Genomic DNA, 23,440 nt, shown 5'->3' with positions numbered 1-23,440 from the left:
GCCGGTCAAGCGCCCAACCCTCGCCGACCTGCGGCCCGATGCCTATACCTTGAAGGCGCTCACCAAGATCGCCTTCAACAGCCTGGGCGACGACGGTCTGCTGGGCACCGTCGTGCGGACCCTCGAGGCGGAGGGCTTCACCATCCGGGGGGTCGACGAATTGATGGGCGATCTTCTGGCCGTTGCCGGCCCCTATGGCTGCCATCTGCCCGATGCGCAGGCCGAGGCCGATATCCAACGCGGGATCGCGGTGGTGCGGGCCATGGGCGCGGCGGATGTCGGTCAGGCGACCGTCGTCCAGCATGGCATCGTTCTGGGCGTGGAAGCCGTCGAGGGAACCGATGATCTGCTGAGGCGTTGCGGCGCCCTGCAGCGGGACGGACTGGGCGGTGTCCTGGTGAAGGTCAGCAAGCCGGGGCAGGAGCGGCGGGCCGACCTGCCCACCATCGGGGTCAAGACCATCGAGGGCGCGGCTGCCGCGGGCCTGCGCGGGATCGCCATTGAGGCCGGCGGCACTTTGGTCGTCGACGCCGATGGGGTGGCCCGGGCCGCCGACCGTGCCGGGCTCTTTCTCGTCGGGATCGATCTCTCCGCATGACGGCCGTGCCCGCCACGGAGGCGGCGGACGGTCAGGGGCCGCTTGTCTTCCTGATCGCCGGCGAGCCCTCCGGCGACCTGTTGGGCGCGCGGCTGATGGCGGCGCTGAAAGCGGAGACCGGCGGGGCGGTGCGATTTGCCGGCATCGGCGGCGAGGAAATGATCGGCGAGGGGCTGCAGAGCCTCTATCCCCTTCACGAGTTCGCGGTGATGGGCTTCATCGAGGTTGTCCCGCATCTCTTCAGGATCATCCGGCGCATCTACCAGACGGCCGCCGCGGTCCGCGCCCAGCGCCCCGATGTGGTGGTCACCATCGATTCCCCCTCCTTCACCCTTGAGGTCGCGCAGCGGCTGAAGGGCGCGGGGATGCCTCTGGTGCACTACGTGGCACCGCAGGTCTGGGCCTGGAAGGCCGGGCGGGCGAAGCGCATGGCCCGCTACCTGGACCGCATCCTGGCCCTGCTGCCCTTCGAGCCGCCGCTGTTCGAGAAGCACGGCCTCAAGACACCCTTCGTCGGCCATCCCGCCGTGGAAAGCGCCGCCGGTGCCGAGCAGCGCATGGCCGAGCGCACCTCGGCCGATGGGCCCCTGCTGGCCGTGCTGCCCGGCAGCCGCAAGACCGAAGTGCGCAAGCTGCTGCCGGTCTTCGCCGCAACCGTCGCGGCCCTTGCGGAAAAGCACCCCGGTCTGCGGGTGGTGATCCCCACGGTGGAGACGGTGGAGACGGTGGTGCGGGAGGGCATCGGCAACTGGCCGGTGCCCGTGACCGTGGTGCGGGGAGCCGAGGCGCGGGCCGCCGCATTTGCCGAGGCGCAGGCCGCGCTCGCCGCCTCCGGCACCGTCGCGCTGGAGCTTGCCGTCGCCGGCGTGCCGGCGGTGGTCGCCTATCGCCTCAGCGGCATCGGCGCCCTGCTGCCGGCAAAGGGCCTCAAGGTTCCCTACGTCAGCCTGGTGAATCTGGTGGCCGGACGGCTGGTCCAGCCGGAGCTGCTGCAGGCGCACTGCAAGGCCGAGAAGCTCGTCGGGCCGCTGGACCGGCTGCTCAGCGATCCCGCCGCGCGCCGCGCCCAGCGGGAGGCCTATCTCGAGGTGGTGCGGGCGCTGACGCCGGGTGATGCCACACCGAGCCAGCGCGCCGCAAGAGAAGTGCTGGCCCTGCTGGGCGACCAGCGCAAGGCCGCGGGATAGACGTCGGGCGACGCTTTTTTTAAGACGTTTCTTTGCGCCTGCTCCGAGACGACGCCTTGTCCGTCAGAGGGCTGCGGCCCTCCCAAACCGTCATTGCCGGGCTTGTTCCGGCAATCCACCGAGGTCCGGGTCTCGGTCTTTCCATGGACCCTCGGGACAAGCCCGAGGGTGACGATATGGAGAGGTATAGCCTTTTAGCGCTGGTCCAGCGGCACGTAGTCGCGCTTGGTCTGGCCGTTGTAGAGCTGCCGCGGCCGGCTGATGCGCTGGCTCGGATCCTCGATCATCTCGCGCCACTGCGCCACCCAGCCGACGGTGCGCGCCAGGGCGAAGAGCACCGTGAACATGGAAGTCGGGAAGCCCATGGCCTTCAGGATGATGCCGGAATAGAAGTCGACGTTCGGGAACAGCTTCTTCTCGATGAAGTATTCGTCCTGCAGCGCGAGGCGCTCCAGCTCCATCGCCATTTCCAGCAACGGATCGTTGATGCCGAGTTCTCCGAGCACCTCGTGGCAGGACTTCTGCATCACCTTGGCCCGGGGGTCGTAGTTCTTGTAGACCCGGTGGCCGAAGCCCATGAGCCGGAAGGGATCGTCACGGTCCTTGGCACGCTCGACGAACTCCGGAATGCGGTCCTTGGTGCCGATCTCCTGCAGCATTTGCAGCACGGCTTCGTTGGCGCCGCCGTGCGCCGGGCCCCAAAGCGAGGCACAGCCGGCGGCGATGCAGGCGAAGGGATTGGCGTTGCTGGAGCCGGAGATCCTGACCGTGGAGGTCGAGGCGTTTTGCTCGTGGTCGGCATGGAGAATGAAGATGCGGTCCATGGCGCGCGCCAGGACCGGGCTCACCTTGTACTCCTCGCAGGGCACCGAGAAGGTCATGTAGAGGAAGTTCTCGGCATAGCTCAGATCGTTGCGCGGATAGACGAAGGGCTGACCGACAGAGAACTTGTAGGCCATGGCCGCGATGGTCGGCATCTTGGCGATGAGGCGGTGGGAGGCCACCATGCGCTGATGCGGATCGCTGATGTCCGTGGAATCGTGATAGAAGGCCGACATCGCACCGACCACACCCACCATGATCGCCATGGGATGCGAGTCGCGGCGGAAGCCGCGGTAGAAGTAGTTCATCTGCTCATGGAGCATGGTGTGGTAGGTGATCGAGCGCTCGAACGCCGCCTTCTCGTCCTTCTTCGGCAGCTCGCCGTGGAGCAGCAGGTAGCAGACGTCCATGAAGTCGCTGTGCTCGGCGAGGTCTTCGATCATGTAGCCGCGATGCATGAGAATGCCCACTTCGCCATCGATATAGGTGATGGCGGAGTCACAGCTTGCGGTTGAAGTGAAGCCGGGGTCGTAGGTAAAGCAGCCGGTTTCGGCATAAAGCCGGCGCACGTCGATGGCGCGGGGGCCCACCGTTCCGCCCAGAATCGGCAGTTCGATACTCTTACCGGTCGAGTTGTCGGTCAGGGTGACGGTCTGCTTTGTGCTGCTGTCCGGCTTTACATCATTCATCCTACCATCCCCTTGACTGTCAGAAGGTCCGTGCGACTGGCCGCGAGCATAGAGAATCCGGCCCTTTTGATCAATTGCCGCGGTGCAGCAATGGCACTTAGCCGCAGCCTGCCTGGTCTGCAACTCTGGCGAGACACTCGTCGCGGCCCAGAATGTCCATCACCTCGAAGATTCCCGGCGAAGAGTTGGATCCCGCGAGGGCTGCGCGCAGGGGTTGCGCCGCTTCGCCCAACTTGCACTCTTCGGCCTGGACAAAGTCCCTGACCGCCGCTTCCAACGCGCTCTCATTCCACTCGCCGAGCGTAGCAAGCACCGCTTGCAGACGCGCAAGCCTGTCGCGGGCTTCATCGGTGAGGATCTTCTCGGCCTTGGCGTTCAGCGCGAGGGGTCGATCAGCCACATAGAACATAGCATTTTCGGCCAACTCGACCAAATTCTTTGCCCGGGCGCGCAGGCCCTCGATCCCGCGCTCCAGGCGCTGGCGGCCGACTTCGGTCAGCGGTCGCCCCAGGGTTTCCTCGACTCGCGGCAGCAGCATGGCGAGCAGTGTCTCCGGCTTCGTCTCACGCATATAGATGCCGTTCAGGTTGTCGAGTTTCGCGAAATCGAAGCGCGCTGGAGACTTGCCGACGCCGTCGAGATCGAACCACTCAACCGCCTGTGCGGTGGAAATGACTTCATCGTCCCCGTGGCCCCAGCCCAGGCGCAGCAGATAGTTGCGCAGGGCATCGGGCAGATAGCCCATGTCGCGGTAGGCTTCGACGCCCAGCGCCCCATGCCGCTTGGAGAGCTTGGCCCCGTCGGGTCCGTGGATCAGGGGCACATGGGCGAAGCGCGGCGCCTCCCAGTCCAGCGCACGGTAGAGCTGGAACTGCCGGAAGGCGTTGGTCAGGTGGTCGTCGCCGCGGATCACATGGGTGACCCCCATGTCGTGGTCGTCGACCACCACCGAAAGCATGTAGGTCGGCGTGCCGTCGGCGCGCAGCAGCACCATGTCGTCCAGTTGGCTGTTGGATACCGTGACCGAGCCCTGGACCAGGTCTTCGATCTCGGTCTCACCGACCTGCGGCATCTTCAGGCGCACCACCGGCTTCACGTCGGCCGGCGCCTCTGAAGGGTCGCGGTCGCGCCAGCGCCCGTCGTAGCGCATCGGCCGGCCCTCAGCCCGGGCGGCGGCGCGCATCTCCTCCAGTTCCTGCGGCGAGGCGTAGCAGTGATAGGCCCGCCCCTTGGCCAGCAGTTCCTTGGCCAGTGCGGCATGGCGCTCGGCCCGGGCGAACTGGAAGACGACCTCCTCGTCCCAATCCACGCCGAACCATGCAAGGCCATCGAGAATGGCGTCGATGGCGTCCTGGGTGGAGCGCTTGCGGTCAGTGTCCTCGATGCGCAGGCGGAAGGTGCCGCCGTGATGGCGGGCGAAGAGCCAGTTGAACAGGGCGGTGCGGGCCCCGCCGATGTGCAGGAAGCCGGTGGGCGAGGGGGCGAAACGGGTGACGACGGTGTCGGGGGAAGCGGTCATGGAATAGAGCCATCTCTGAAATCGATGGCGCGATGTAGCACAGCACGGGGTGCCGTCCAAACGCTGCGGAGGCCCGGGCGAGCTCTCGGCTTCCCTTTTTGCGGGTTTCCCTGGCGCCCCTATAATCGTTTTCCGTTTGAGAGCGGCGGGGGAGGCGAACGCGTTGGAAACCGGCGCAGTGCCAAGGCGCGGGAAGACCGCAGGGGAAGACGGTCTCCACGCGGTCCGATGGCTCTACGAGCGGGCGGGCGATGCCCTCGCGGCGGAACGGCAGCGCTGGCTCCTGTGGCTTCCTGTCTGCTTCGGGCTGGGCATTGCCGGCTACTTCTCAGCGGCGACGGAGCCGCCCCTCTGGGCCGGGCCGCTGGGCGCCCTGGCCTCTCTGCTGGCCCTTGCGGTCTGCAGGCGTTTCCCGCTCCGCCGCTTCGTCATCGCTGCCGTCCTGGTCACGGCCCTCGGCTTCGCCGTCGCCCAGGTGCGCAGTGCCCTGGTGGAGGCACCGCGGCTGAAAGGCAACTGGGGCCCGGCGACGCTCAGCGGCCAGGTCCTCAGCGTCGAACAGCGGGCACGGGGCTGGCGCTTTCTGCTGCGGCCGGAGGCCATGGCGGGGCTGTCGGCCACGGAACTTCCGGCGGTGGTGCGGGTGACGGCTCATCGCATCGAAGGGGAGTTGCGCCCCGGTTCATGGGTCGAGCTTCGGGCCCGGCTGCGGGCGCCCAGCGCGCCGACCATGCCAGGCGCCTTCGACTTCGCGCGCAAGGCTTACTTTGAGCGGATCGGCGGCATCGGCTTCGCCCTGGGCCCGGTCAGCCTCCAGCCGGCGCCGCAAGACCCGGCGGCGGAGGGAGCGCGGGGGCTCCCAGAGCGTTGGTCGCTGTTCTGGGCTGCTGCGCGGCAGACCATTGCCGAAGGTGTTTCGGCGCTGCTGCCGGGCCAGAGCGGCGCCGTGGCGGTCGCGCTGATCACCGGACAGCGCGGCGCCATCACCGAGGAGACGCGCGAGGCGATGCGCGCGGCGGGCCTTGCCCATCTGCTGGCGATCTCCGGGCTTCACATGGGGCTGGTGTCGGGAATCCTGTTCTATGTGTTGCGCGCCGCTCTGGCCCTCAGCCCGGGGCTGGCGCTGTTTCATCCGATCAAGAAATGGGCGGCGGTCGCGGCCGGCCTGGGCGCCTTCGTCTATCTCTGTCTCGTCGGCGCCACCATCCCCGCGCAGCGGGCCTTCATCATGGTGGGCATCGTGCTCCTCGCCGTTCTTCTGGACCGGCGGGCGATTTCGCTGCGCCTCGTTGCCTGGGCAGCCCTGCTGGTCCTGCTGTTCTCGCCGGAAAGCCTGGTCTCTGCCAGCTTCCAGTTGTCCTTCGCCGCCGTCGTGGCGCTGGTGGCCTCCTATGAAGCCTGGGACCGGCGTGGCCGCGCGGCGGCGGGAGAGCGCGGCTGGACGCAGCGCCTGGCGATCTATGTCCTCGGGATCGCGCTGACCTCCCTGATCGCGATCCTGGCCACCAGCGCCTTCGCCGCCTTTCACTTTCAACGCCTGGCGGTCTTCGGCCTGCTGGCGAACCTGATCGCGGTGCCGCTCACCGCGTTCGTGATCATGCCGGCGGCCGTTCTCGGCCTCGCGCTCATGCCCTTCGGTCTCGAGGCCCTGGGGTTCCTTCCCATGGGCTGGGGCATCGAGCTTCTGCTCGCCGTGGCGACAACGGTCGCCGGCCTTCCGGCAGCGCTGGTCCAGGTGCCGCCGATGCCGCTCTGGGGTCTTTCGCTGGTCGTGTTCGGCGGCCTGTGGCTCTGCCTCTGGCAGGGCCGGTGGCGCTTCTGGGGGATACTGCCGATCCTGCTCGGCGCCTGTTCCCCGGCGGCCTTCGATCCCCCGGACCTGCTGGTGAGTGGGGACGGCCGCCTGGTTGCCCTGCGCGATGCGGAGCGCCGCCTTTGGCTCGCCGACCTGAGAGCCAGCCGCTTCGTCATCGACTCCTGGCGGCGCGGCAGCTTCTCGGCGGAGGTGCGGAACTGGAACAGCGGCCCGGCACCGCCGGGCGGAGCCCTGACATGTGATCCGCAAGGCTGCCTCTATCGCCGGGCCGGCGCCGTGGCGGCGATTTCTCTCGATCCCCGCGGCATCGGCGACGACTGCGCGCGCGCCGATGTCCTCGTCAGTCTCGAACCGCTGCGCCGCCAGCCCTGCCGCGGGCCGGCCCTGGTCATCGACCGTTTCGACCTCTGGCGTCGGGGCGGCCACGCCGTCTGGCTGGGTCCGGAGGGCCCGCGCGCGACGAGCGTGCGCGAAGTCCAGGGACTCAGACCCTGGTCATCCTTTCCGGAAGAGAAGCGCTGACCAGCGAATCCCGATGGCGGGCTCGTTCAGTAGTGGCGCAGCAGGCCCACAAGCCGGCCCTGTATGGCCACCCGCTCCGGCGGGAAGATCCGCGTTTCGTAAGACTTGTTGGCCGGCTCCAGGGCGATGGCACCGCCCTTGCGGCGCAGGCGCTTCAGGGTCGCCTCTTCGTTGTCCACCAGGGCGACGACGATGGCGCCGTTCTCCGCGCTGTCGCAGCGTTCGATGACCACGGTATCGCCGTCGAGAATGCCGGCGTCGACCATGGAATCGCCGTCGACCTCCAGGGCGTAGTGCTCGCCGCTGCCGATCATGGCGCAGGGCACGTCGACATGGTTCGAATAGTCCCGCAGGGCCTCGATCGGCGTGCCGGCGGCGATCCGCCCGTAGAGCGGAAGCTGGATCGCCTCGGAGTCGTTGGCGGCCTGGGCGCCGGGCATGGAGGCGGAAAAGTCCCCCTGGATGACCCGCGGCGCGAAGCCCGCCTTGCCGCTGGCCGCGGCGGGGCCCGGGCGGGCGCCGGAGCCCAGGTCGTCCGGCAGGCGCATCACCTCCACCGCGCGGGCGCGGTGCGGCAGGCGCTTGATGAAGCCACGCTCCTCGAGCCCGGTGATCAGCCTGTGAATGCCGGACTTGGACTTCAGGGCCAGGGCGTCTTTCATCTCGTCGAAGGACGGCGAGACGCCATGGCGCTGGAGGTGGCCGTGGATGAACAGAAGGAGTTCATGCTGCTTCTTGGTAAGCATCTGCGATGTGACCCTCAGAGTGTCGTCGGAGGAGGGGTGAGCGACACAAGATATGGAACAAAACCAAAACCTGACCACATGTTCTAGTTTGGTTCTCTTTTGTCGTCAAGGATTTTGTCCGAGACACTACCTATGCGCTTGTATTAAATATCTGGGGTTGCATGCGCGACCGCTAAATTGGCCCTGTCCTAGAGTCCCGTGGCCAGATCCTTCAGGTCCATCACCGGCACCAGTTCGCCCTGCCGGACGGGCGGGATTTCGGACCTGACTTCTTGGTCCCCTCCTTAGTAGGTCACCGGGCGTATTGACGACTCAATGTGCCCACCCAGTTCCATCACGTCGTTCACGCAAGCGGCGAGATCCTCGAGATACTCGCCGCGCGCCGGCTCGTGGGCGAGGGAGAGCATGAGGTGAATGGCTTGCGGTTTGGCCACCACGTTGGGGTACCAGCCGCGCTGCGCCATGCGCTCGGCCACCGCGAAGATGTTCAGCACGTTCGAGCCGAAGGTCACGATGCCGATGCCGGGCTTGCCCCAGATCCTGAGCTCCGGGATCGCCTCGATGCCGGCGATGTAGGCATCGCGCATCTCCATCAGCTGACGGTTCAAGCGCAGATAGCCGTCCATGCCGAGGTGGTTCAGTACCGCCCAGGCTGCCGCCACCGCGCCTCCCGGCCGGGTTCCCGCGAAGCTCGGCGTGCGATAGAGGCCCTTCGGCCAGTCGGTAAACTCGTAGAACTGGAAGGCGTGCCGCCGTTCCTCGGCATAGAGGATGGTGGACGCGCCCTTGGCGGCAAAACCATACTTGTGCAGGTCCGCCGACAGCGAGCAGACGCCCGGCACCCCCAGATCGAAGGCCGGCACCGGATAGCCCAGTTTGGCGACGAAGGGCGCCGTATAACCGCCAACGCAGGCGTCGACGTGCATCCAGAGGCCACGCTCTTGCGCCACCGCCGCCAGCGCCTCGATCGGATCGAATACGCCCTGCGGATAGGCGACCGCCGAGCCCACCATCATGATGGTCGAGGCGGTGACGCCTTCGGCCATCGCCGCCGGGTCGGCGGTGAAGTCCGCGCGCAGTTGCACGCGCCGGGCCTTGACGCCCAGGTAGTGCGCTGCCTTGTTGAAGGCAGGGTGGGCCGAGTAGGGCAGCAGCAGTTCCGGCTCGGTGATCTCCGGCCGCTCCGCGCGCGCCCAGTCGCGCGCCGCCTTCACCGCCAGGAATATGCTCTCGGTACCGCCGGAGGTCATCGAGCCCGCCGCGCCCTCTGGCGCATGCAGCAGGTCGAGGGACATCTCGACTACCTCCGACTCCATGCGCTTCAGGCTGGGAAAGGCGGCCGGGCCGAGGGCGTTCTCAGACATGAACATCGCGTAGGCTTCGCGCGCCACCTCGAGCACTTCGGGGTCGGCAAAGAAGACATATAGCGGGGAGCGGCCACGGCGCCAGTCGACATCGTCCTGCGCGTAGTCACGCATGATACCCTTGAGCTGGCCCCAGCCGTTGCCCTGTTCAGGAAGTGCCCGGCGCGGCACGGGAGAGATTGCGCTCTGAATACTCATCTTACTCCTTCCTTGACAGGCATCGGCCCCACGCTCCCAACCGCCCTCAGGTCATACTTCATCGCGGCGTTCAACAGTTCGGCTGTGTAGGGATGGCGGGACTCGCGGCGCTGTAGTTCGTCAACCGACAGCTCCTCGACGATCTCGCCGAGGTTCATGACGGCGATGCGGTCGCACATAGCGGCGATCACGGCGATGTTGTGGCTGACAAAAACGTAGGTGAGATCGCGCTCCCGGCGCAGCCGGGCCAGCAGCCGCAGGATTTCCGCCTGAACCGAGACATCCAGCGCCGAGGTCGGTTCGTCGAGCAGCAGCACCTGCGGTTCGACGATGAGCGCCCGCGCGATCGCGACACGTTGCCGCTGACCGCCTGAGAGCTGGTGCGGATAGCGGAAGCGGAAACTCTCGTCCAGCCCGACATCGACAAGGATCTGCCGGATGCGGTTCTCGTGGTCGCCGAGGCCGTGAATCTCCAGCGGCTCGGCCAGTGTGCTGTTGATTGTCAAGCGCGGATGGAGTGAGCCGTAGGGATCCTGAAAGACAAGCTGGACCTGGCGGTGCTCCGCGACACTGCGGGCGGCGCGCAGCGACCGCCCGGCCAAGCTCAGCCTGCCGTTCCATTGCCGGACGAGACCGCTGAGGGCGCCCAGCACGGTCGACTTGCCCGAGCCGGACTCGCCAACGATGCCGTAGGATTCGCCTTTTCCCACCGCAAAGGATATGCCGCGCACCGCCTCGACCGTGCCGCGCCCACGTCCGAAGGTCACCGTGAGGTTCTCGGCGCTGAGATGTGGCTGTGGTGGAGCGGCTGGCTGGCCCGTCGGCACCTGCGCGGCGTCGATCCGCGGCACCGCCTCAAGCAGGGTGCGGGTGTAGGGGTGCCGCGACCGATGCAGTTCCCCCGCCTCGCAGGTCTCGACGATCTCGCCCCGGTTCATGATGAGGAGCCGGTCGCAGAAGCCGGCGACGAGGTTGAGGTCGTGGCTGATGAAGATGAGGCCCATGCCGCGTGCTTCCACCAGCTCGTCCAGGATGGCGAGCACAGAAAGCTGAACCGTCGCGTCCAAGGCCGAGGTGGGTTCGTCGGCGATCAGCAGATCCGGGCCGGGCACCAGCATCATGGCAATCATGACCCGCTGGCCCATGCCGCCCGAAAGTTCGTGCGCATGGGCGCGCGCGACACGTTCGGGGTCGCGGATCTTCACGGCCCGCAGCATTTCCAGGCCGCGCGCCCGCGCTTCGGCCCGGCCGACCCGGTGGTGAACCCGGTAGGCCTCTGCGATCTGCTCGCCGACAGGCACTACCGGATTGAGGGAGTACTTGGGGTCCTGCATGATCAGCGAGATCCGCTGGCCGCGAATGCCGCGCATGTCCCGTTCGCTCAGTTGCAGCAGATCGGCACCGTCGAAGCACAGCCGGTTGGCGCGCACTGTCCCGCTGGACGGCACCAAGCGTAGAATTGACCGCCCTGTAACCGACTTGCCCGAGCCCGACTCGCCGACGATGCCCAGCTTCTCGCGCCCCATGCTGAAGCTGACGCCCTTCACCGCGCCGACGATACCGGATGACGTGCGAAAGCGGACGCTCAGGCCGTCGACATCCAGCAGGGACGCGCTCTGCGTCACCGCGTACTCCTCGGATCGAGCACGTCGCGCAGGCCGTCGCCTAGCAGGTTGAAACCCATGCTCACCAAGAAGATCGCGAGGCCGGGGAAGGTGCCGACCCACCAGGCGCCCAGCAGGTACTTGCGCCCGGTGGACAGCATGGCGCCCCATTCCGGCGTCGGCGGCTGCGCGCCCAGGCCGAGGAAACCCAGGCCGGCGGCGATGAGAATGACCGCCGCCATGTCCAGCGTGGCCCGGATGACCACCGACGACAATGACATGGGCACGATGTGGCGGAACACGATGCGCGCGGTGGATGCACCCTGCAGGCGGATGGCGCTGATGTACTCGCTGCGCCGCAGCGTCAAGGTCTCCGCGCGCGCGATGCGGGCATAGGGCGGCCAACGGGTAATGGCGATGGCGATGACCGCGTTCTCGACACTGGGCCCGAGGGCGGCCACGAAGGCCAGGGCCAGGATCAGCGAGGGGAAGGCGAGAACGATGTCGGTCAGGCGCATGAGGATGATATCGACCCAGCCGCCGACGTAACCCGAGACGCAGCCGATCAGCAGGCCGATCGGCGCGGTCAGCACCAGGACCAGGCCGACGATGTAGAGCGTCACCCGGGTGCCGTAGATGACCCGGCTGAGGATGTCGCGGCCGAACTCGTCGGTGCCCATCCAGTGGGACAGAGACGGCGGCTGCAGCGAGCGGTTCAGGTCGATCGCGATGGGATCGTAGGGCGCGAGAAGGGGCGCCGCGGCGGCGACGAATGCCAGCAGCGCAATGATGGCGAGGCCCCAGGTGGCCGTGCGGTTAGCCAGGAACCGCCGCGCGTTGAGGTACTGGCGGCCAAGGTAGGCCTGCAATGGAGAGGATGGCCGCTCCGTGAGCAGCCACGCTCGCGCCCGGGCCGCGCTCACTGCGCCCTCGGGTCGAGCATGCGGTAGAGGATGTCCGAGGTCAGGTTCAGAGTGACGAAGACGGCACCGATGACGATCGTGGCGCCGATGACCGCGTTCATGTCGCCGTTGAACAGCGCCTTGGTGAGGTACTGCCCTAGCCCCGGCCAGGCGAAGACCGTCTCGGTGAGGACGGAGCCCTCCAGCAAGATCCCATAGGTCAGGGCGATGACGGTGACGAGTTGCACAAGGGTATTGCGGAAGGCGTGGAAGAGTACGACCCGCCACTCGGCGAGACCCTTGACCCGCGCGGTGGTGATGTACTCTTGGTTTAACTGATCCAGCATGAAGCTGCGTGTCATTCGCGTGATGTAGGCGCTGGCGGCGTAGCCGAGACTGACTGCCGGTAAGATCATGTGATCTACCGCGTTCCAGAAGATTTCGATCTCGCCGGCAAGCAGGCTGTCGACGAGAAGGAGGCCCGTGCGCACGTCGACGATCCCGTCGTAGTAGACAGCGATGCGGCCCGGGCCGGCGGTCCAACCGAGGACGGCGTAGAACAGCAGCAGCAGCATCAGGCCTTTCCAGAACACCGGCACCGAATAGCCGATGAGCGATACCACACGGATTGTCGAGTCGATCCAGGTACCCTGCCGCGCGGCGGCGACGATCCCCATCGGCACGCCGAGCAGGGTGCCGATGACGGTGCCGATGGTGGCGAGCTCTAGCGTGGCCGGCACGACGCGCTTGATGTCCTCGATCACGGGCTGGGCGGTCGAGATCGACATTCCGAAGTCGCCGCGCAGCACGTCATCAATGTAGATGAGGAACTGCTCATAGAGCGGCAGGTGAAGGCCGAGTTCGCGATAGACCCGGTCGTAGGCTTCCTTCGAAGCGTCCTGGCCGACAATTAGGATCACCGGGTCAATGGGCATGATCCGGCCAATGACAAAGGTCACGGCGATGAGGCCGAGGAAGGTGATCGGAAGAATGGTGACCCATCTGAGAAGAAGGCGGATGCCTGCGCCGGCGCTCAATTCACTGCTCCTCACACGACTCGCGCCGGGCAGACGTCCACCCCTCGGCTGCAAATATCCTGCGTCAGTCCTTGGTTACCAAGCTGAAGCTGGTATCCGTACCCTTGGTGCCGATGACGTAGCCGCTCACGTTCTTGCGCAGGCCGAGAGCGTAAGTGTTGTTGAAGCACCATGCGAAGGGAGAGCGCTCCCATAGCTCCCGCTGAATCTCATGGTACATCTCTCGGCGCCGTGTGGTGTCGCGTTCGCGCACTGCCGCATTGGTGAGCTCGGTCAGTTCCGGGATCTGCCAGTTTAGACGCCACGCAAGAATACTCGGGTCGTCGTCCTCAGGCACTGCCCCCTGAAGCGAGGAGGGATTCATGGCGAACTTGCTGAGCTGCGCGTTGGGATCGCCGTAGCCGCCGGAGTAGGCGAGCAGCAGGGCATCGAGATTGCGATCTCGATAGCGCGGGATGAGCTGGCTGCCCGGCATACTGACAATCTTCACGTCCACGCCTACTGCGCGGGCCGCGGCCTGGAAGGCCGTGGCGATTTCCGCCTCGGGCGAGCGCGTATAGGCCAGAAGTTCGAAGCTGAAGCCCTTCTCCAGCCCGGCCTCGGCCAGCAGCGAGCGCGCCTTTTCCGGATCGTATGCGTAAGGACGCTCGTCGAGCGCGCCGAACATACCCAGCGGAAGCGGGGTCTGTCGCACCTCCGCGAGGTTCTTGAGCACCGAGCGCTCGAGACCGTCGTAGTCGATCAGGTACTTCATAGCCTTGGTGACGCGCGGGTCGTCGAACGGCTCGACCGCCTTATTGAAGCCGAAATACATGATGCGGCGCGCCTTGTTGAGCTGGACCTTGGTCGCCGCGTCCTGGGACACCGCTTCGATGTCCTGAGCCGTCAGATTGAATGCCACATCGACGTCACCCTTTTGTAGCAGAAGCCTTTGGGTCGCGGCCTCTGGAATGTGGCGGACGATTACCCGCTTCATCGCCGGCTCGTAGAGGAAGTAGTTGTCGAAGCGGTCGAACATGACAATGTCGTTAGGCCGCCAAGTCTTCAGCATGAACGGTCCGGAGCCCGCAGAACGGGTGCCCAGCCACTCGACACCCCAGTCGCCATCCTTCTCGTGCTCCTTCAGGAGTTTGCTGTCGACGATGGAGGTGCCCGAGGAGGAGAGGAGGTTCAGCACGTAGCTCGGCGCGAACTGTTCCGGCGTTTCGAGGATGAAAGTCGACTCGTCCTGCGCGCGAATCAGAGACGTCACATTCTCGGCGGTGTAGCCGAGTTGCTTCATGGTGCTGGCGGGTTCTCTGTCCACCAGTAAGAGGCGCCGGAAGGAATACTCTGCGTCGTAGGCGGTCACCGGGTTGCCCGAGTGGAACTTCACCCCGGGCCGCATCTTGAAGGTCAGGGTCTTGCCATCTTCCGACAGCTCATAGCTCTCCGCGAGGCTGGGTTGGAGCTCGGTCGGGTCGCGGGGGTCGTAGTCGAACAGGCGACTGTAGAGGTCGGAGATGTACTCGTTGACCTCGAGGATCTGCGAGACCGCCGGATCCCAATGCGCGATGCCGCTGATCTCGCGGGCGACGACCAGGGTGTCTCTGGGGGTCTCGGCAACGGCGGTGGTCGTGAGCACGGCACTGAGCAGACCTGCAGCGACCCAACGGATGGCTTTCATCGGCTTCTCCCTGCGTTCTTGGTGTGTTTTTCGCGCTTGGTGTATTTTCGCGGCCAAACCGGTTGCGGTGTCTATTCGGCCGCCATTTCGTCCAGCGGCCAGATCGGTCGCGGCAGTTTTTGATAGGTCAGGCGGTGGTACTGGTAGCCGGTCATCCCGCCGGTGTCGCATGACATCACGTCCGCCGCAATCGGCGTGAAGGCGGCGCGGAAGTGGTGCATGTTCTTGCACGACAGCACCGACATTTGTTCCGGCTCGACCCCGAAGATGCGGAACTGCTGGGTGTCGAGGAAGTTCTGGTTACGCGAGCTGACGATGACCTGGATCCCTTCGACCTGCAGCAGCACACTGGTGCCGAAGCTGCCGCGCGCACCGGTCGCGCTAGGGCCGACATGGACATAGTCGCCGTCCGAGACCCTCAACACCTTCGCGGTGACCTCCAGCGGTCCGCCGCCGAACTCCGGCGCGATCTTGCCGCCGAGGGAGACGGTGACCCGGGCGCCTTCGCCGACCGCGGCGCAGTGCTGCGCCACCTCCGGATCGTTGATCGCCCCGAGCGCGGTGTTGGTAAGCCCAGCCTTCAGCATTGCCTGCAGCATGTTGGTGCCGTTACCCGGCGTACCGCCGCCCGGCGAATCGGCATAGTCTCCGATGACTACCGGCGGCCCTTCGGGGTTTTCCCGGTTGTTGCGTTGCGCGCGCTCCATCGCCGCGTCGAGAGAGACCAGGGTCACCGTCTCGCGGGCCCGGTTCTTCCAGCCGAACTCGATGAGTTCCTCGGCGAGCGACTGGTAAAGCGGGTTCTCGCCGTCGCCAACGATGAAGACCGAGGGGCCGGTCTGCGGCGTGTCGGCATGGCTGTAGCCCGCCTGCACGCCAACGCTGAGCACGCCAGGATACTCGCTCTCCCAGCGCCGGGCGATTTCCAGCGCCTCGACCATGGGGCCGGCGCCGTTGTGGGTGCGCGCGCGGTCGAAGGCGTAGAGCATCGGCCGCCGCGCCAGCACCATATGGGGCTTCACCTCGCCGCGCAGGGCGCGCTCCAGGATCGCCGCCGCCCGGCGGGCGGTGTCGTACTGGTCGATGTGGGGCGTGGTGCGGTAGGTGCAGATGATATCCGCGTTGTCGGTCATGCCAGCGCTTACGTTGCCGTGCGGATCAATGGTGGCGGCGACCGGCACGTCCGGCCCGGCGGCAGCGCGCACGCGGCGGAGGATCTCAGCGTCGCCGTCGTCGCAATGCTCGCAGCTCATCGCGCCGTGCAGCACCAGGGCGATGCCGTCGAGGCCCGAATGCTCGTTGATCGCCTGCTCCAGGCAGCCCACCAGTTCGTCGAGCGCCGCCTTGGTGACCTTGCCCCCCGAGGTCGCCCGCGCATTGATCGGCACGGAGAACGACCAGCCGTACTCGTCAGCGGCATCGAGGAAGCCGGAGATCCCGGTACGCGTGCCGCGATCGCGCTCGACCACCACATTGCCATGCTCGACGGTGAACTTGTCGAGATCGGTGGGAACGGGGTTGAAGGTGTGCGACTCATGCATGATCGATGCGACAATGACCTGCTTTGACATGCTCCCCCTTCCTCGTTGGGCCGTCCGTGGGGCCGTGAGTTGCCTCGCAACTCCATTTAAAATGTGATCACAATTGAAACTGGCTGTCAAGGTGGGGAATTGAACATTGAATAGAGTGTTGTATAACAGACATATTTAGCCCTATTAGGGCAGCCTGCGGGCTTCCAGTTAGGTCACAGCTTTAAATAGTGATCACATTAAAGGAATTTTGTGCCCAACTGGCCGCCGGCTCCCGAGCCCTCGCTGTATTCCGCCAGGGCTTTTTGCTAGAGGAGAACTGCGCGACTAGTCGCCTCCGGCCCGCCAGGAACGCCATGACGAATACCAAGCTTGCTCCCACCCTGCACGACCGTGCCTACAAGCGCCTGAAGTCCGCGTTGAGAACCAGTGCCTTTCCACCGGGGCATAAGGTCACCATCCGCGGCTGCGCAGAGGCCCTGGGTATGAGCGCGACCCCGATCCGGGCGGCGATCAACAGGCTGGTCGCGGAAGGTGCTCTTGAGATGCCGTCCAGCCGCACGGTGCGCGTGCCGATCCCCACCATCGCGCGGCTCAACGAGATCACACGCCTGCGCCTGCTGACAGAACCCCTGGCCGTTGCCGAGGCGACGCCGCACTGCGACGAGGAAACCCTGGCACAGCTGGAACGTCATCAGATCGAAATGGCGGCCTCGGCCGCGCGCGCCGACTACAAGACCTACCTCGCTCTGAACGAGGCCTTTCACTTCACGCTCTATGAAGCCTCGGACATGCCGGTTCTCTGTCGCCTCATCGAGACGCTGTGGCAGCAGATCGGTCCCTACCTCTACCTGCTGGAGCCCAGCATGCGGGGCATCGAGTTTCATGCCGACGCGTTGCGCGCGATCCGCAGCGGCGATCCCGAGGCGGCGGCCGCCGCCATCAAGTCAGACATCGAGCGCGCCGCCGATCACCTAGCCAGGATGCTGGCCAAACAGCACGACGCCAACGGAGGTTCGCAGTAATACCAATCGGCCCCGATAATCCCGACCGCCAGGGCAGCATTGCGGTCGCTTCCGCTTCGCGCTGTCAACAGGCCCTAGAAAGCTCGCAAGGTTCTTGCCAGCCGCTGGCACGCGAGCAGCCTTCCCTACGCGAATGTGCTTGGTCCATTACGGTCTTGTCCAGCACCACCTATGCGACGAGATTGAACATCTACAGTTGTGCCCGCAACGGCTAGATCGGTGCCGATCCTAGAGGCCCGGAGCCAGATCCTTCAGGTCCATCACCGGCACCAGCTCGCCCTGGCGGGCGGGCGGCGCGTGGGGCGCGCGCACGATCAGGCCGTCGGCGGCGGCCAGCATCGCCAGCATGGAGGAATCCTGGCGCCCGTAGGGGCTGGCGGTGCGCTGGCCGTCGTCCGCGCCGTTGGCGATGCGGGCCCTCAGATAGTCCTGGCGGCGGTCGTTGGCGGCGAGGTCGGAGCCCAGGCGCATCGGGGTCGTCGGATGGGCCGGGAGGTCGAGACCGCTGAGGCGGTTGAGGGCCGGGCGCGCGAACAGCAGCGCGCACACCAGCGCCGAGACTGGATTACCCGGGAGCCCCAGCATCGGCGTGTCGCCGAGATGGCCGAACATCAGCGGCTTGCCCGGGCGCATCGCGATCTTCCAGAAATCCAGCCTCAGCCCCTGTTCCTCAAGCGCGGACTGGACCAGGTCGTGCTCGCCCACCGAGGCGCCGCCGGCGGTCAGCAGCAGGTCGGCGCCGCGCGCGCCGGCGGCCAGGTCGGCCAGGCGGTCCTTGCGGTCCGGCGCGATGCCGAGTTGAACCGGCTCGCCGCCGCAGGCACGGACCAGCGCCGCCAGGGAGAGGCCGTTGGAGCTGACGATCTGGCTGGGCCCCATGGGATCGCCGGGCATCACCACCTCGTCGCCGGTGGCGAGGATGGCGACCCGCGGCTTGCGGTGGGCCTGAACCCAGGGGTGGTTCATGGCTGCGATCAGGCCGATGTCGCGGGCGGTGAGCTGCCTGCCGGCGCGCGGGCCCGGGTCGCCCGCGGCGAAGTCCAGACCCGCCGGCCGCACGTAGTGGCCGGTGGGGCTGCTTTCCTTCACCGTCACCTCATCGCCGGAGGCCTCGGTGTCTTCCTGGATGACGATGGCATCCGCGCCCGCGGGCAGCGGCGCCCCGGTGAAGATGCGTACCGCCTGGCCAGCTTCGAGCCGTCCTTCGAAGGCGCTGCCTGCCGGCACCGCGCCGATGACTGTGAGGGCGGTCGGGACCGAGGCCACGTCGGCGGCCCGGACCGCATAGCCGTCCATGGCGGAGACGGCCTTGGGCGGCTGGGTGACCCGCGCCGCGATGTCCTCGGCGAGCACCCGGCCGAAAGCCTCGCTGAGGCTCAGGGTCTCGGCCGGCAGGGGACTGAAGTGCTCGAGAATGCGGCTCAGCGCCTCTTCGACGGAGATCATCAGGGCGCCTCGTAGAGGCCTGATTGTCCGCCTTCTTTCCTGAGCAGGCGAATGTCGGTGATCCGCATGCCGCGGTCGACGGCCTTGCACATGTCATAGATCGTCAGGGCGGCCACGCTGACGGCGGTCAGGGCTTCCATCTCCACGCCGGTGCGCCCCTTCAGCTTGCAGCGCGCGGTGATGTCGACCGCGCTGCGGGTATCGTCCAGGGTCAGTTCCAGGCTCACCGAGGTCAGGGCGAGCGGATGGCAGAGGGGAATCAGGTCCGGGGTGCGCTTGGCGCCCATGATCCCGGCGAGGCGGGCCACCGAGAGCACATCGCCCTTCTCGATGGCGCCCTCGCGAATCAGCGCCAGGGTGGCCGGCTGCATGATCACGCAGCCTCCCGCCATGGCGATGCGCTCGGTGACTTCCTTGTCGGAGACGTCGACCATCACGGCCCTGCCTTCGGCGTCGAAATGGGTGAAGCCGGCCATGGCTTGCGCCTAGTGTTCCGGCGCCGCCAGCAGCGCCGCGGTGGCTGCCGCCACATCGTCTTGACGCATCAGCGACTCGCCGATCAGGAAGGCGCGGGCGCCGACGCCGGCCATGCGCTGCAGGTCCGCCGGTGCGTAAAGCCCGCTCTCGCAGACCAGGAAGCGGTCTGCCGGCAGACGGGGCGCCAGGCTCTCCGTCGTCGCCAGGTCCACCGAAAGGGTCTTCAGGTTGCGGTTGTTGATCCCGAGGAGGGGCGAGCGGAGCCTTAGGGCCCGCTCCAACTCTTCGCCGTCATGCACCTCGATCAGCACGTCCATGCCGAGGGCGAGGGCCGCGGACTCCAGCTCTTCCGCCTGGGCATCGCCGAGGGCCGCCATGATCAGCAGCACGCAGTCGGCGCCCAAGGCGCGGGACTCGACGATCTGGTAGGGATCAAGCATGAAGTCCTTGCGCAGGCAGGGCAGGGGGGCCGCCGCCCGGGCCGCCTCCAGATAGATATCGGCGCCCTGGAAATAGGGCTCGTCGGTCAGCACAGACAGGCAGGTCGCGCCACCCGCGAGGTAGGCCCGTGCCAACTCCGGGGGATCGAAGTCCGGGCGGATCAGCCCCTTGCTGGGCGAGGCCTTCTTGATCTCGCAGATCAGCGCGAAGCGGCCTTCATCGGCCGTCTTCTGCAAGGCCGCCCGAAAGCCGCGCGGCGCAGCAGCAGCGCGCGCCCGCTCTTCGACGTGTACCAGCGGCAGACGCCGCTTGGCCGCCGCCACGTGGGCGAGCTTGTCGGCGCAGATGCGCTGCAGCACGTCGCTCCTGGCCGGATCCGGCGCCGAAGTCATGCTGGCACCTCCTCATTGGTCAGGCGCACCAGGCCGTCGAGGACCTTGAGGGCGGCACCGGTGCCGATGGCCTCGGCTGCCATCGCGGCCCCCTCCTTGAGGTCCGCGGCTTTGTCCGCGACGACCAGGGCGGCGGCGCTGCCCAGGACCACGATGTCCCGGTAGGGGCCGGGCTCGCCTTCCAGCAGGCCGCGCAGCTTTGCCGCGTTGTGGTCCCGGTCGCCGCCGACGAGCTTGTCCAGGCTGGCGGTCGGCAGACCGGCGTCGTCCGGGGACACTTCGAAAGTCGTGACCTCGCCGTCCTTCAGCTCCGCCACCTGCGTCGGGCCCAGGGTCGAGACCTCGTCCAGCCCACCGGCGCCGTGGATCACCCAGGCGCGCTGGTGGCCCAGGTCGCGCAGGACATTGGCCAGGGGGACGATCCACTCCGGGGCGAAGACGCCGATCAACTGGCGGCGCACCTTGGCCGGATTGGACAGGGGGCCCAGCAGGTTGAACAGGGTGCGGGTGCCCAGTTCCGCCCGCGTCGGGCCGACATGGCGCATGGCGCTGTGGTGGCGCTGGGCCATGAGAAAGCAGGTCCCGACCTCCGCCAGTGCCCGTTCCACCAGGGTAAAGTCCGCCTCGATATTGACGCCGAGGGCTTCCAGCACGTCGCTGGCGCCGCTCTTGGAGGACGCGGCGCGGTTGCCGTGCTTGGCCACCGGCACGCCACAGGCCGCCACCACGAACTGGCTGGCGGTCGAGATGTTGTAGGTGCCGCTGCCGTCGCCACCGGTCCCGCAGATGTCGATGGCGCCCTGCGGCCGCTCGACGGTCGTCATCTTGCTGCGCATCACCGTGGCGGCGCCGGTGATCTCCTCCACCGTTTCGCCGCGCACCCTGAGAGCCATCAGGAACCCGCCCATCTGCGAGGGTGTTGCATCGCCGGACATCATGATCTCGAAGGCCTGCTCGGCCTCGCCGCGGCTGAGGCTCTGGCCCGCCGCCGCCTTGGCGATGAAGCCCTTCAGGTCCTTTGCTTGCCCGCTCATCTCCGCTCCCCGACCTCTTTCCCCGCGACGCTAGGCCGCGACGGCGCGATCGGCAAGATCCAGGAAGTTGCGCAGCAGGGCGTGTCCCTTTTCCGAGGCGATGCTCTCGGGATGGAACTGGACCCCGTGCAGCGGCAGCTCGCGGTGCTGCAGGCCCATGATCACGCCGTCCTCGGTTTCCGCGGTCACTTCCAGGCGGTCGTGGGGGAAGCTCTCCGGATCGAGGGTGAGGGAGTGGTAGCGGGTCACCGAGATCGGCGAGGGCAGGCCGGCGAAGACCCCGCGGCCCCGGTGGGCCACGTCGCTCAGCTTGCCGTGCATCGGCACCGGCGCGCGCACCACCTTGGCGCCGAAGGCCTGGCCGATGGCCTGATGGCCCAGGCAGACCCCGAGGATCGGCAGCTTGCCGGCCGCCTCCTTCACCAGGTCCAGGCAGATGCCGGCCCGATCCGGATCGCAGGGCCCGGGCGAGATGATGATGCCCTCCGGCGCCAGGGCCAGGGCCTCGGCCACGGTGATCTTGTCGTTGCGGCGCACCTCGACCGTCGCGCCCAGCTCTCCCAGGAAGTGGAAGAGGTTGTAGGTAAAGCTGTCGTAGTTATCGATTAAGAGAAACATTTCAGTTTCTTGCGCCGCGTTCCTGAGATTTCGTTTTGTCGTTGCGGCCTTCCTTATAACAGGTCGCCGCCAACAACGGGAAGCGGCCAGATCAGCGATCTTGACCTTCCAATCACTGGAAGGTTGACTATGGGCGATCGTTCGGTCTGGCCCAGTGGAGAGCGGCATGAACATCGGTGCGGCGGCGCGGCAATCCGGCGTTTCGGCGAAGACCATCCGGTATTACGAGTCCGTAGGGCTGATCGCCCCGGCGGACCGCAGCGCCGGGGGCTACCGGGTCTACGACCGGCGTGACGTGGAGACCCTGCGATTTGTCCAACGTGCGCGCAGCCTGGGCTTCTCCGTGGAGGAGGTGGGCAGTCTGCTGGCGCTGTGGCAGGACCGGCAGCGCAGCAGCGCCGAAGTGAAGGCCCTGGCCCGCCGGCGCGTCGAGGAGATCGACCGGAAGATTGCCGAACTGACGGAGATGCGGGCCACTCTGACTCACCTGATGGAGCGCTGCCACGGCGACGAGCGCCCGGACTGCCCGATCCTGACCGGGCTTGCGGGGAGCGCGAAGGCGGAGCGCTGAGCCCCTTTTGGCCCCAGCTTCCTTAACCAAGCCGTGCTAGGGTCCGCGCGCTATGAGGGCGCGCGATTCGCAATCACCGAGCCGCAGGAACGGCGATGCCTGGTGGAATGCCGCGGCGGTTGCCGGGCTGTTGCTGATCGGTCTGGTGATCGGCGGTTTCCTCGGCGTGATGCTTGACCGACAGGGCCTGCTGGGCGGCCCCGAGGCGGGGCCCGAGCGCTCCGCGATTGTGGCAGACTCACAGGTTCAAGAGCCATCGGGAGATGCGCTCGTCGACGGCCGGGCGTTGCGCCTGATGGAGAGTGGTGTCCCCATCGGCCCGGACGATCCCTTCGACCGGGAGGCTTTGGAGGCCGCGCTGCAAAGCGCCACCGAGGACGGTACGACGCCAGCGCAAGAACCGCGCGGAGCCGCGCCGGGGCAGGCCGTCTTTCTGCCGGCAATCCCGGTCCCGGACCGCGGGCTGCAGGGCCCCGCGCCCTGGCAGGCGCATGCCGTTGCGGTCGCTCCCTCGGAGGGCCGGCCGCTGATCGCCATCGTGCTCGACGACCTTGGGCTCAACCGCCGCAATGCTCGGCAGGCGATCGCCCTGCCGGGGCCGCTCACCCTCTCGTTCATGACCTATGCCGAGGGGCTTGCCGAGATGACCGCGGCCGCCAACAAGGCCGGCCACGAGCTGATGCTCCATGTGCCCATGCAGCCGCTGAGCCCCACCATCGATCCCGGGCCCAATGTGCTGGTCGACGGGCTGCCGGCGGCGGAGTTGACCCAGCGCCTGGTCTGGGGACTGGAGCGCTTCGAGGGCTACGTCGGCATCAATAATCACATGGGCAGCCGGCTGACGGCCTCGCCGGAAGCCATGGCCCTGGTGATGGGCGAGTTGAAGGCCCGCGGCCTGATGTTTCTCGACTCCCTGACCTCGCGCAACTCCGTTGCCGGACAATTGGCAGCCCGGGCCGGGGTCCCCTATGCGGAGCGCGATGTCTTCCTCGACAACGAACCGGACAACCGGCTGGCCATCGAACGCCAGTTGGCGCTGCTGGAGCAGGTGGCCCGGGAGCGCGGCTACGCCGTCGGCATCGGCCACCCCCACAGCGTCACCATGGCGGCCCTGGAAACTTGGATTCCGGAGATGCAGGCCCGCGGCTTCGCCCTGGTGCCCATCACCGCGGTGGTGCGTCACCGGATGGATCTGGCGGCCCTGCGTGGCGGAGGGGACGGTTAGAGGCCGGCCATC

20 protein-coding genes are annotated in these 23,440 nt (G+C 66.9%); 6 read left to right on the top strand and 14 right to left on the bottom strand.

Features of this window, described 5'->3' with window-relative positions; genetic code table 11:
* Together Q0996_RS07220 and lpxB are read left to right on the top strand one after the other, a co-directional pair.
* The coding region (locus Q0996_RS07220; protein ID WP_299617142.1) for an LpxI family protein at window positions 1–598 on the top strand (598 nt) is incomplete at its 5' end.
* Complete coding sequence (gene lpxB / locus Q0996_RS07215) at window positions 595–1,785, top strand: lipid-A-disaccharide synthase (protein ID WP_299617140.1); 1,191 nt, start codon at window positions 595–597, stop codon at window positions 1,783–1,785. The genes Q0996_RS07220 and lpxB, both read left to right, overlap by 4 nt.
* Before the next feature lie 194 nt (window positions 1,786–1,979).
* Here lpxB and Q0996_RS07210 read toward each other — a convergent pair whose 3' ends face one another.
* Together Q0996_RS07210 and gltX are read right to left on the bottom strand one after the other, a co-directional pair.
* Window positions 1,980–3,296 carry a citrate synthase gene (locus tag Q0996_RS07210; RefSeq protein WP_299617138.1) on the bottom strand — a complete coding sequence of 439 codons (1,317 nt, stop codon included), beginning with the start codon at window positions 3,294–3,296 and terminating at the stop codon, window positions 1,980–1,982.
* Between the two features lie 97 nt (window positions 3,297–3,393).
* A complete protein-coding gene (gene gltX, locus Q0996_RS07205) occupies window positions 3,394–4,815 on the bottom strand; it encodes a glutamate--tRNA ligase (RefSeq protein WP_299617136.1) in 1,422 nt (473 codons plus the stop codon).
* A 178-nt stretch (window positions 4,816–4,993) separates the two neighbouring features.
* On the opposite strand from gltX, the gene Q0996_RS07200 reads away from it, so the two are divergent.
* Window positions 4,994–7,153: a ComEC/Rec2 family competence protein gene (locus Q0996_RS07200; protein WP_299617134.1), complete on the top strand. Its 2,160-nt coding sequence runs from the start codon at window positions 4,994–4,996 to the stop codon at window positions 7,151–7,153.
* A gap of 26 nt (window positions 7,154–7,179) precedes the next feature.
* On the opposite strand, the gene lexA is transcribed toward Q0996_RS07200, so the two are convergent.
* The 7 genes from lexA to Q0996_RS07165 form a co-directional block, all read right to left on the bottom strand.
* Window positions 7,180–7,899: a transcriptional repressor LexA gene (gene lexA, locus Q0996_RS07195; RefSeq protein ID WP_299617133.1), complete on the bottom strand. Its 720-nt coding sequence runs from the start codon at window positions 7,897–7,899 to the stop codon at window positions 7,180–7,182.
* Between the two features lie 284 nt (window positions 7,900–8,183).
* Entirely contained in the window at window positions 8,184–9,461 is a 1,278-nt protein-coding gene (locus Q0996_RS07190) for an aminotransferase class V-fold PLP-dependent enzyme (protein WP_299617132.1), read from the bottom strand.
* Entirely contained in the window at window positions 9,458–11,086 is a 1,629-nt protein-coding gene (locus tag Q0996_RS07185) for an ABC transporter ATP-binding protein (protein WP_299617130.1), read from the bottom strand. Before Q0996_RS07185 ends, Q0996_RS07190 begins: the two co-directional genes overlap by 4 nt.
* Window positions 11,083–11,934, bottom strand: coding sequence for a nickel transporter permease (nikC, locus tag Q0996_RS07180; protein ID WP_322096654.1), 852 nt, complete (start codon window positions 11,932–11,934; stop codon window positions 11,083–11,085). The genes Q0996_RS07185 and nikC overlap by 4 nt, the downstream gene beginning before the upstream one ends.
* A 50-nt stretch (window positions 11,935–11,984) precedes the next feature.
* The gene (locus tag Q0996_RS07175; RefSeq protein WP_299617126.1) at window positions 11,985–13,004 is read right to left on the bottom strand and encodes an ABC transporter permease; all 1,020 of its coding nucleotides are present in this window, start codon (window positions 13,002–13,004) and stop codon (window positions 11,985–11,987) included.
* A gap of 64 nt (window positions 13,005–13,068) precedes the next feature.
* Entirely contained in the window at window positions 13,069–14,670 is a 1,602-nt protein-coding gene (locus Q0996_RS07170) for an ABC transporter substrate-binding protein (protein WP_299617124.1), read from the bottom strand.
* Window positions 14,671–14,741: 71 nt separating this feature from the next.
* A complete protein-coding gene (locus Q0996_RS07165) occupies window positions 14,742–16,241 on the bottom strand; it encodes a M81 family metallopeptidase (RefSeq protein WP_299617122.1) in 1,500 nt (499 codons plus the stop codon).
* Between the two features lie 314 nt (window positions 16,242–16,555).
* Between Q0996_RS07165 and Q0996_RS07160 the strand changes: the two genes are divergently transcribed.
* A complete protein-coding gene (locus tag Q0996_RS07160; RefSeq protein WP_299617120.1) occupies window positions 16,556–17,224 on the top strand; it encodes a GntR family transcriptional regulator in 669 nt (222 codons plus the stop codon).
* A 228-nt stretch (window positions 17,225–17,452) separates the two neighbouring features.
* On the opposite strand, the gene glp is transcribed toward Q0996_RS07160, so the two are convergent.
* Genes glp through Q0996_RS07135 form a run of 5 tightly spaced genes read right to left on the bottom strand, consistent with a single transcriptional unit; the run spans window position 17,453 to window position 21,632 of the window.
* The gene (gene glp / locus Q0996_RS07155) at window positions 17,453–18,670 is read right to left on the bottom strand and encodes a gephyrin-like molybdotransferase Glp (RefSeq protein WP_299617119.1); all 1,218 of its coding nucleotides are present in this window, start codon (window positions 18,668–18,670) and stop codon (window positions 17,453–17,455) included.
* On the bottom strand, window positions 18,670–19,146 hold the full coding sequence (gene moaC / locus Q0996_RS07150) for a cyclic pyranopterin monophosphate synthase MoaC (protein WP_299617118.1): 477 nt from the start codon (window positions 19,144–19,146) through the stop codon (window positions 18,670–18,672). Before moaC ends, glp begins: the two co-directional genes overlap by 1 nt.
* A 9-nt stretch (window positions 19,147–19,155) precedes the next feature.
* Window positions 19,156–19,980 carry an indole-3-glycerol phosphate synthase TrpC gene (gene trpC, locus Q0996_RS07145; protein ID WP_299617117.1) on the bottom strand — a complete coding sequence of 275 codons (825 nt, stop codon included), beginning with the start codon at window positions 19,978–19,980 and terminating at the stop codon, window positions 19,156–19,158.
* Window positions 19,977–21,014 (bottom strand): anthranilate phosphoribosyltransferase, encoded by a 1,038-nt coding sequence (gene trpD, locus Q0996_RS07140; protein ID WP_299617116.1) that lies wholly within the window; start codon window positions 21,012–21,014, stop codon window positions 19,977–19,979. The genes trpC and trpD overlap by 4 nt, the downstream gene beginning before the upstream one ends.
* A gap of 30 nt (window positions 21,015–21,044) precedes the next feature.
* Window positions 21,045–21,632, bottom strand: coding sequence for an aminodeoxychorismate/anthranilate synthase component II (locus tag Q0996_RS07135; protein ID WP_299617115.1), 588 nt, complete (start codon window positions 21,630–21,632; stop codon window positions 21,045–21,047).
* Between the two features lie 166 nt (window positions 21,633–21,798).
* Between Q0996_RS07135 and cueR the strand changes: the two genes are divergently transcribed.
* Entirely contained in the window at window positions 21,799–22,203 is a 405-nt protein-coding gene (cueR, locus tag Q0996_RS07130) for a Cu(I)-responsive transcriptional regulator (RefSeq protein WP_299617114.1), read from the top strand.
* A gap of 52 nt (window positions 22,204–22,255) precedes the next feature.
* Entirely contained in the window at window positions 22,256–23,428 is a 1,173-nt protein-coding gene (locus Q0996_RS07125) for a divergent polysaccharide deacetylase family protein (RefSeq protein WP_299617113.1), read from the top strand.
* Window positions 23,429–23,440: the final 12 nt, after the last annotated feature.

Origin of the sequence: Pelagibius sp., assembly GCF_028289705.1 — a bacterium.
GTDB lineage: Bacteria > Pseudomonadota > Alphaproteobacteria > Kiloniellales > Kiloniellaceae > Pelagibius.
Note: the sequence above shows the minus strand (reverse complement) of the source record. Positions and strands in the feature narration are given on the sequence as shown.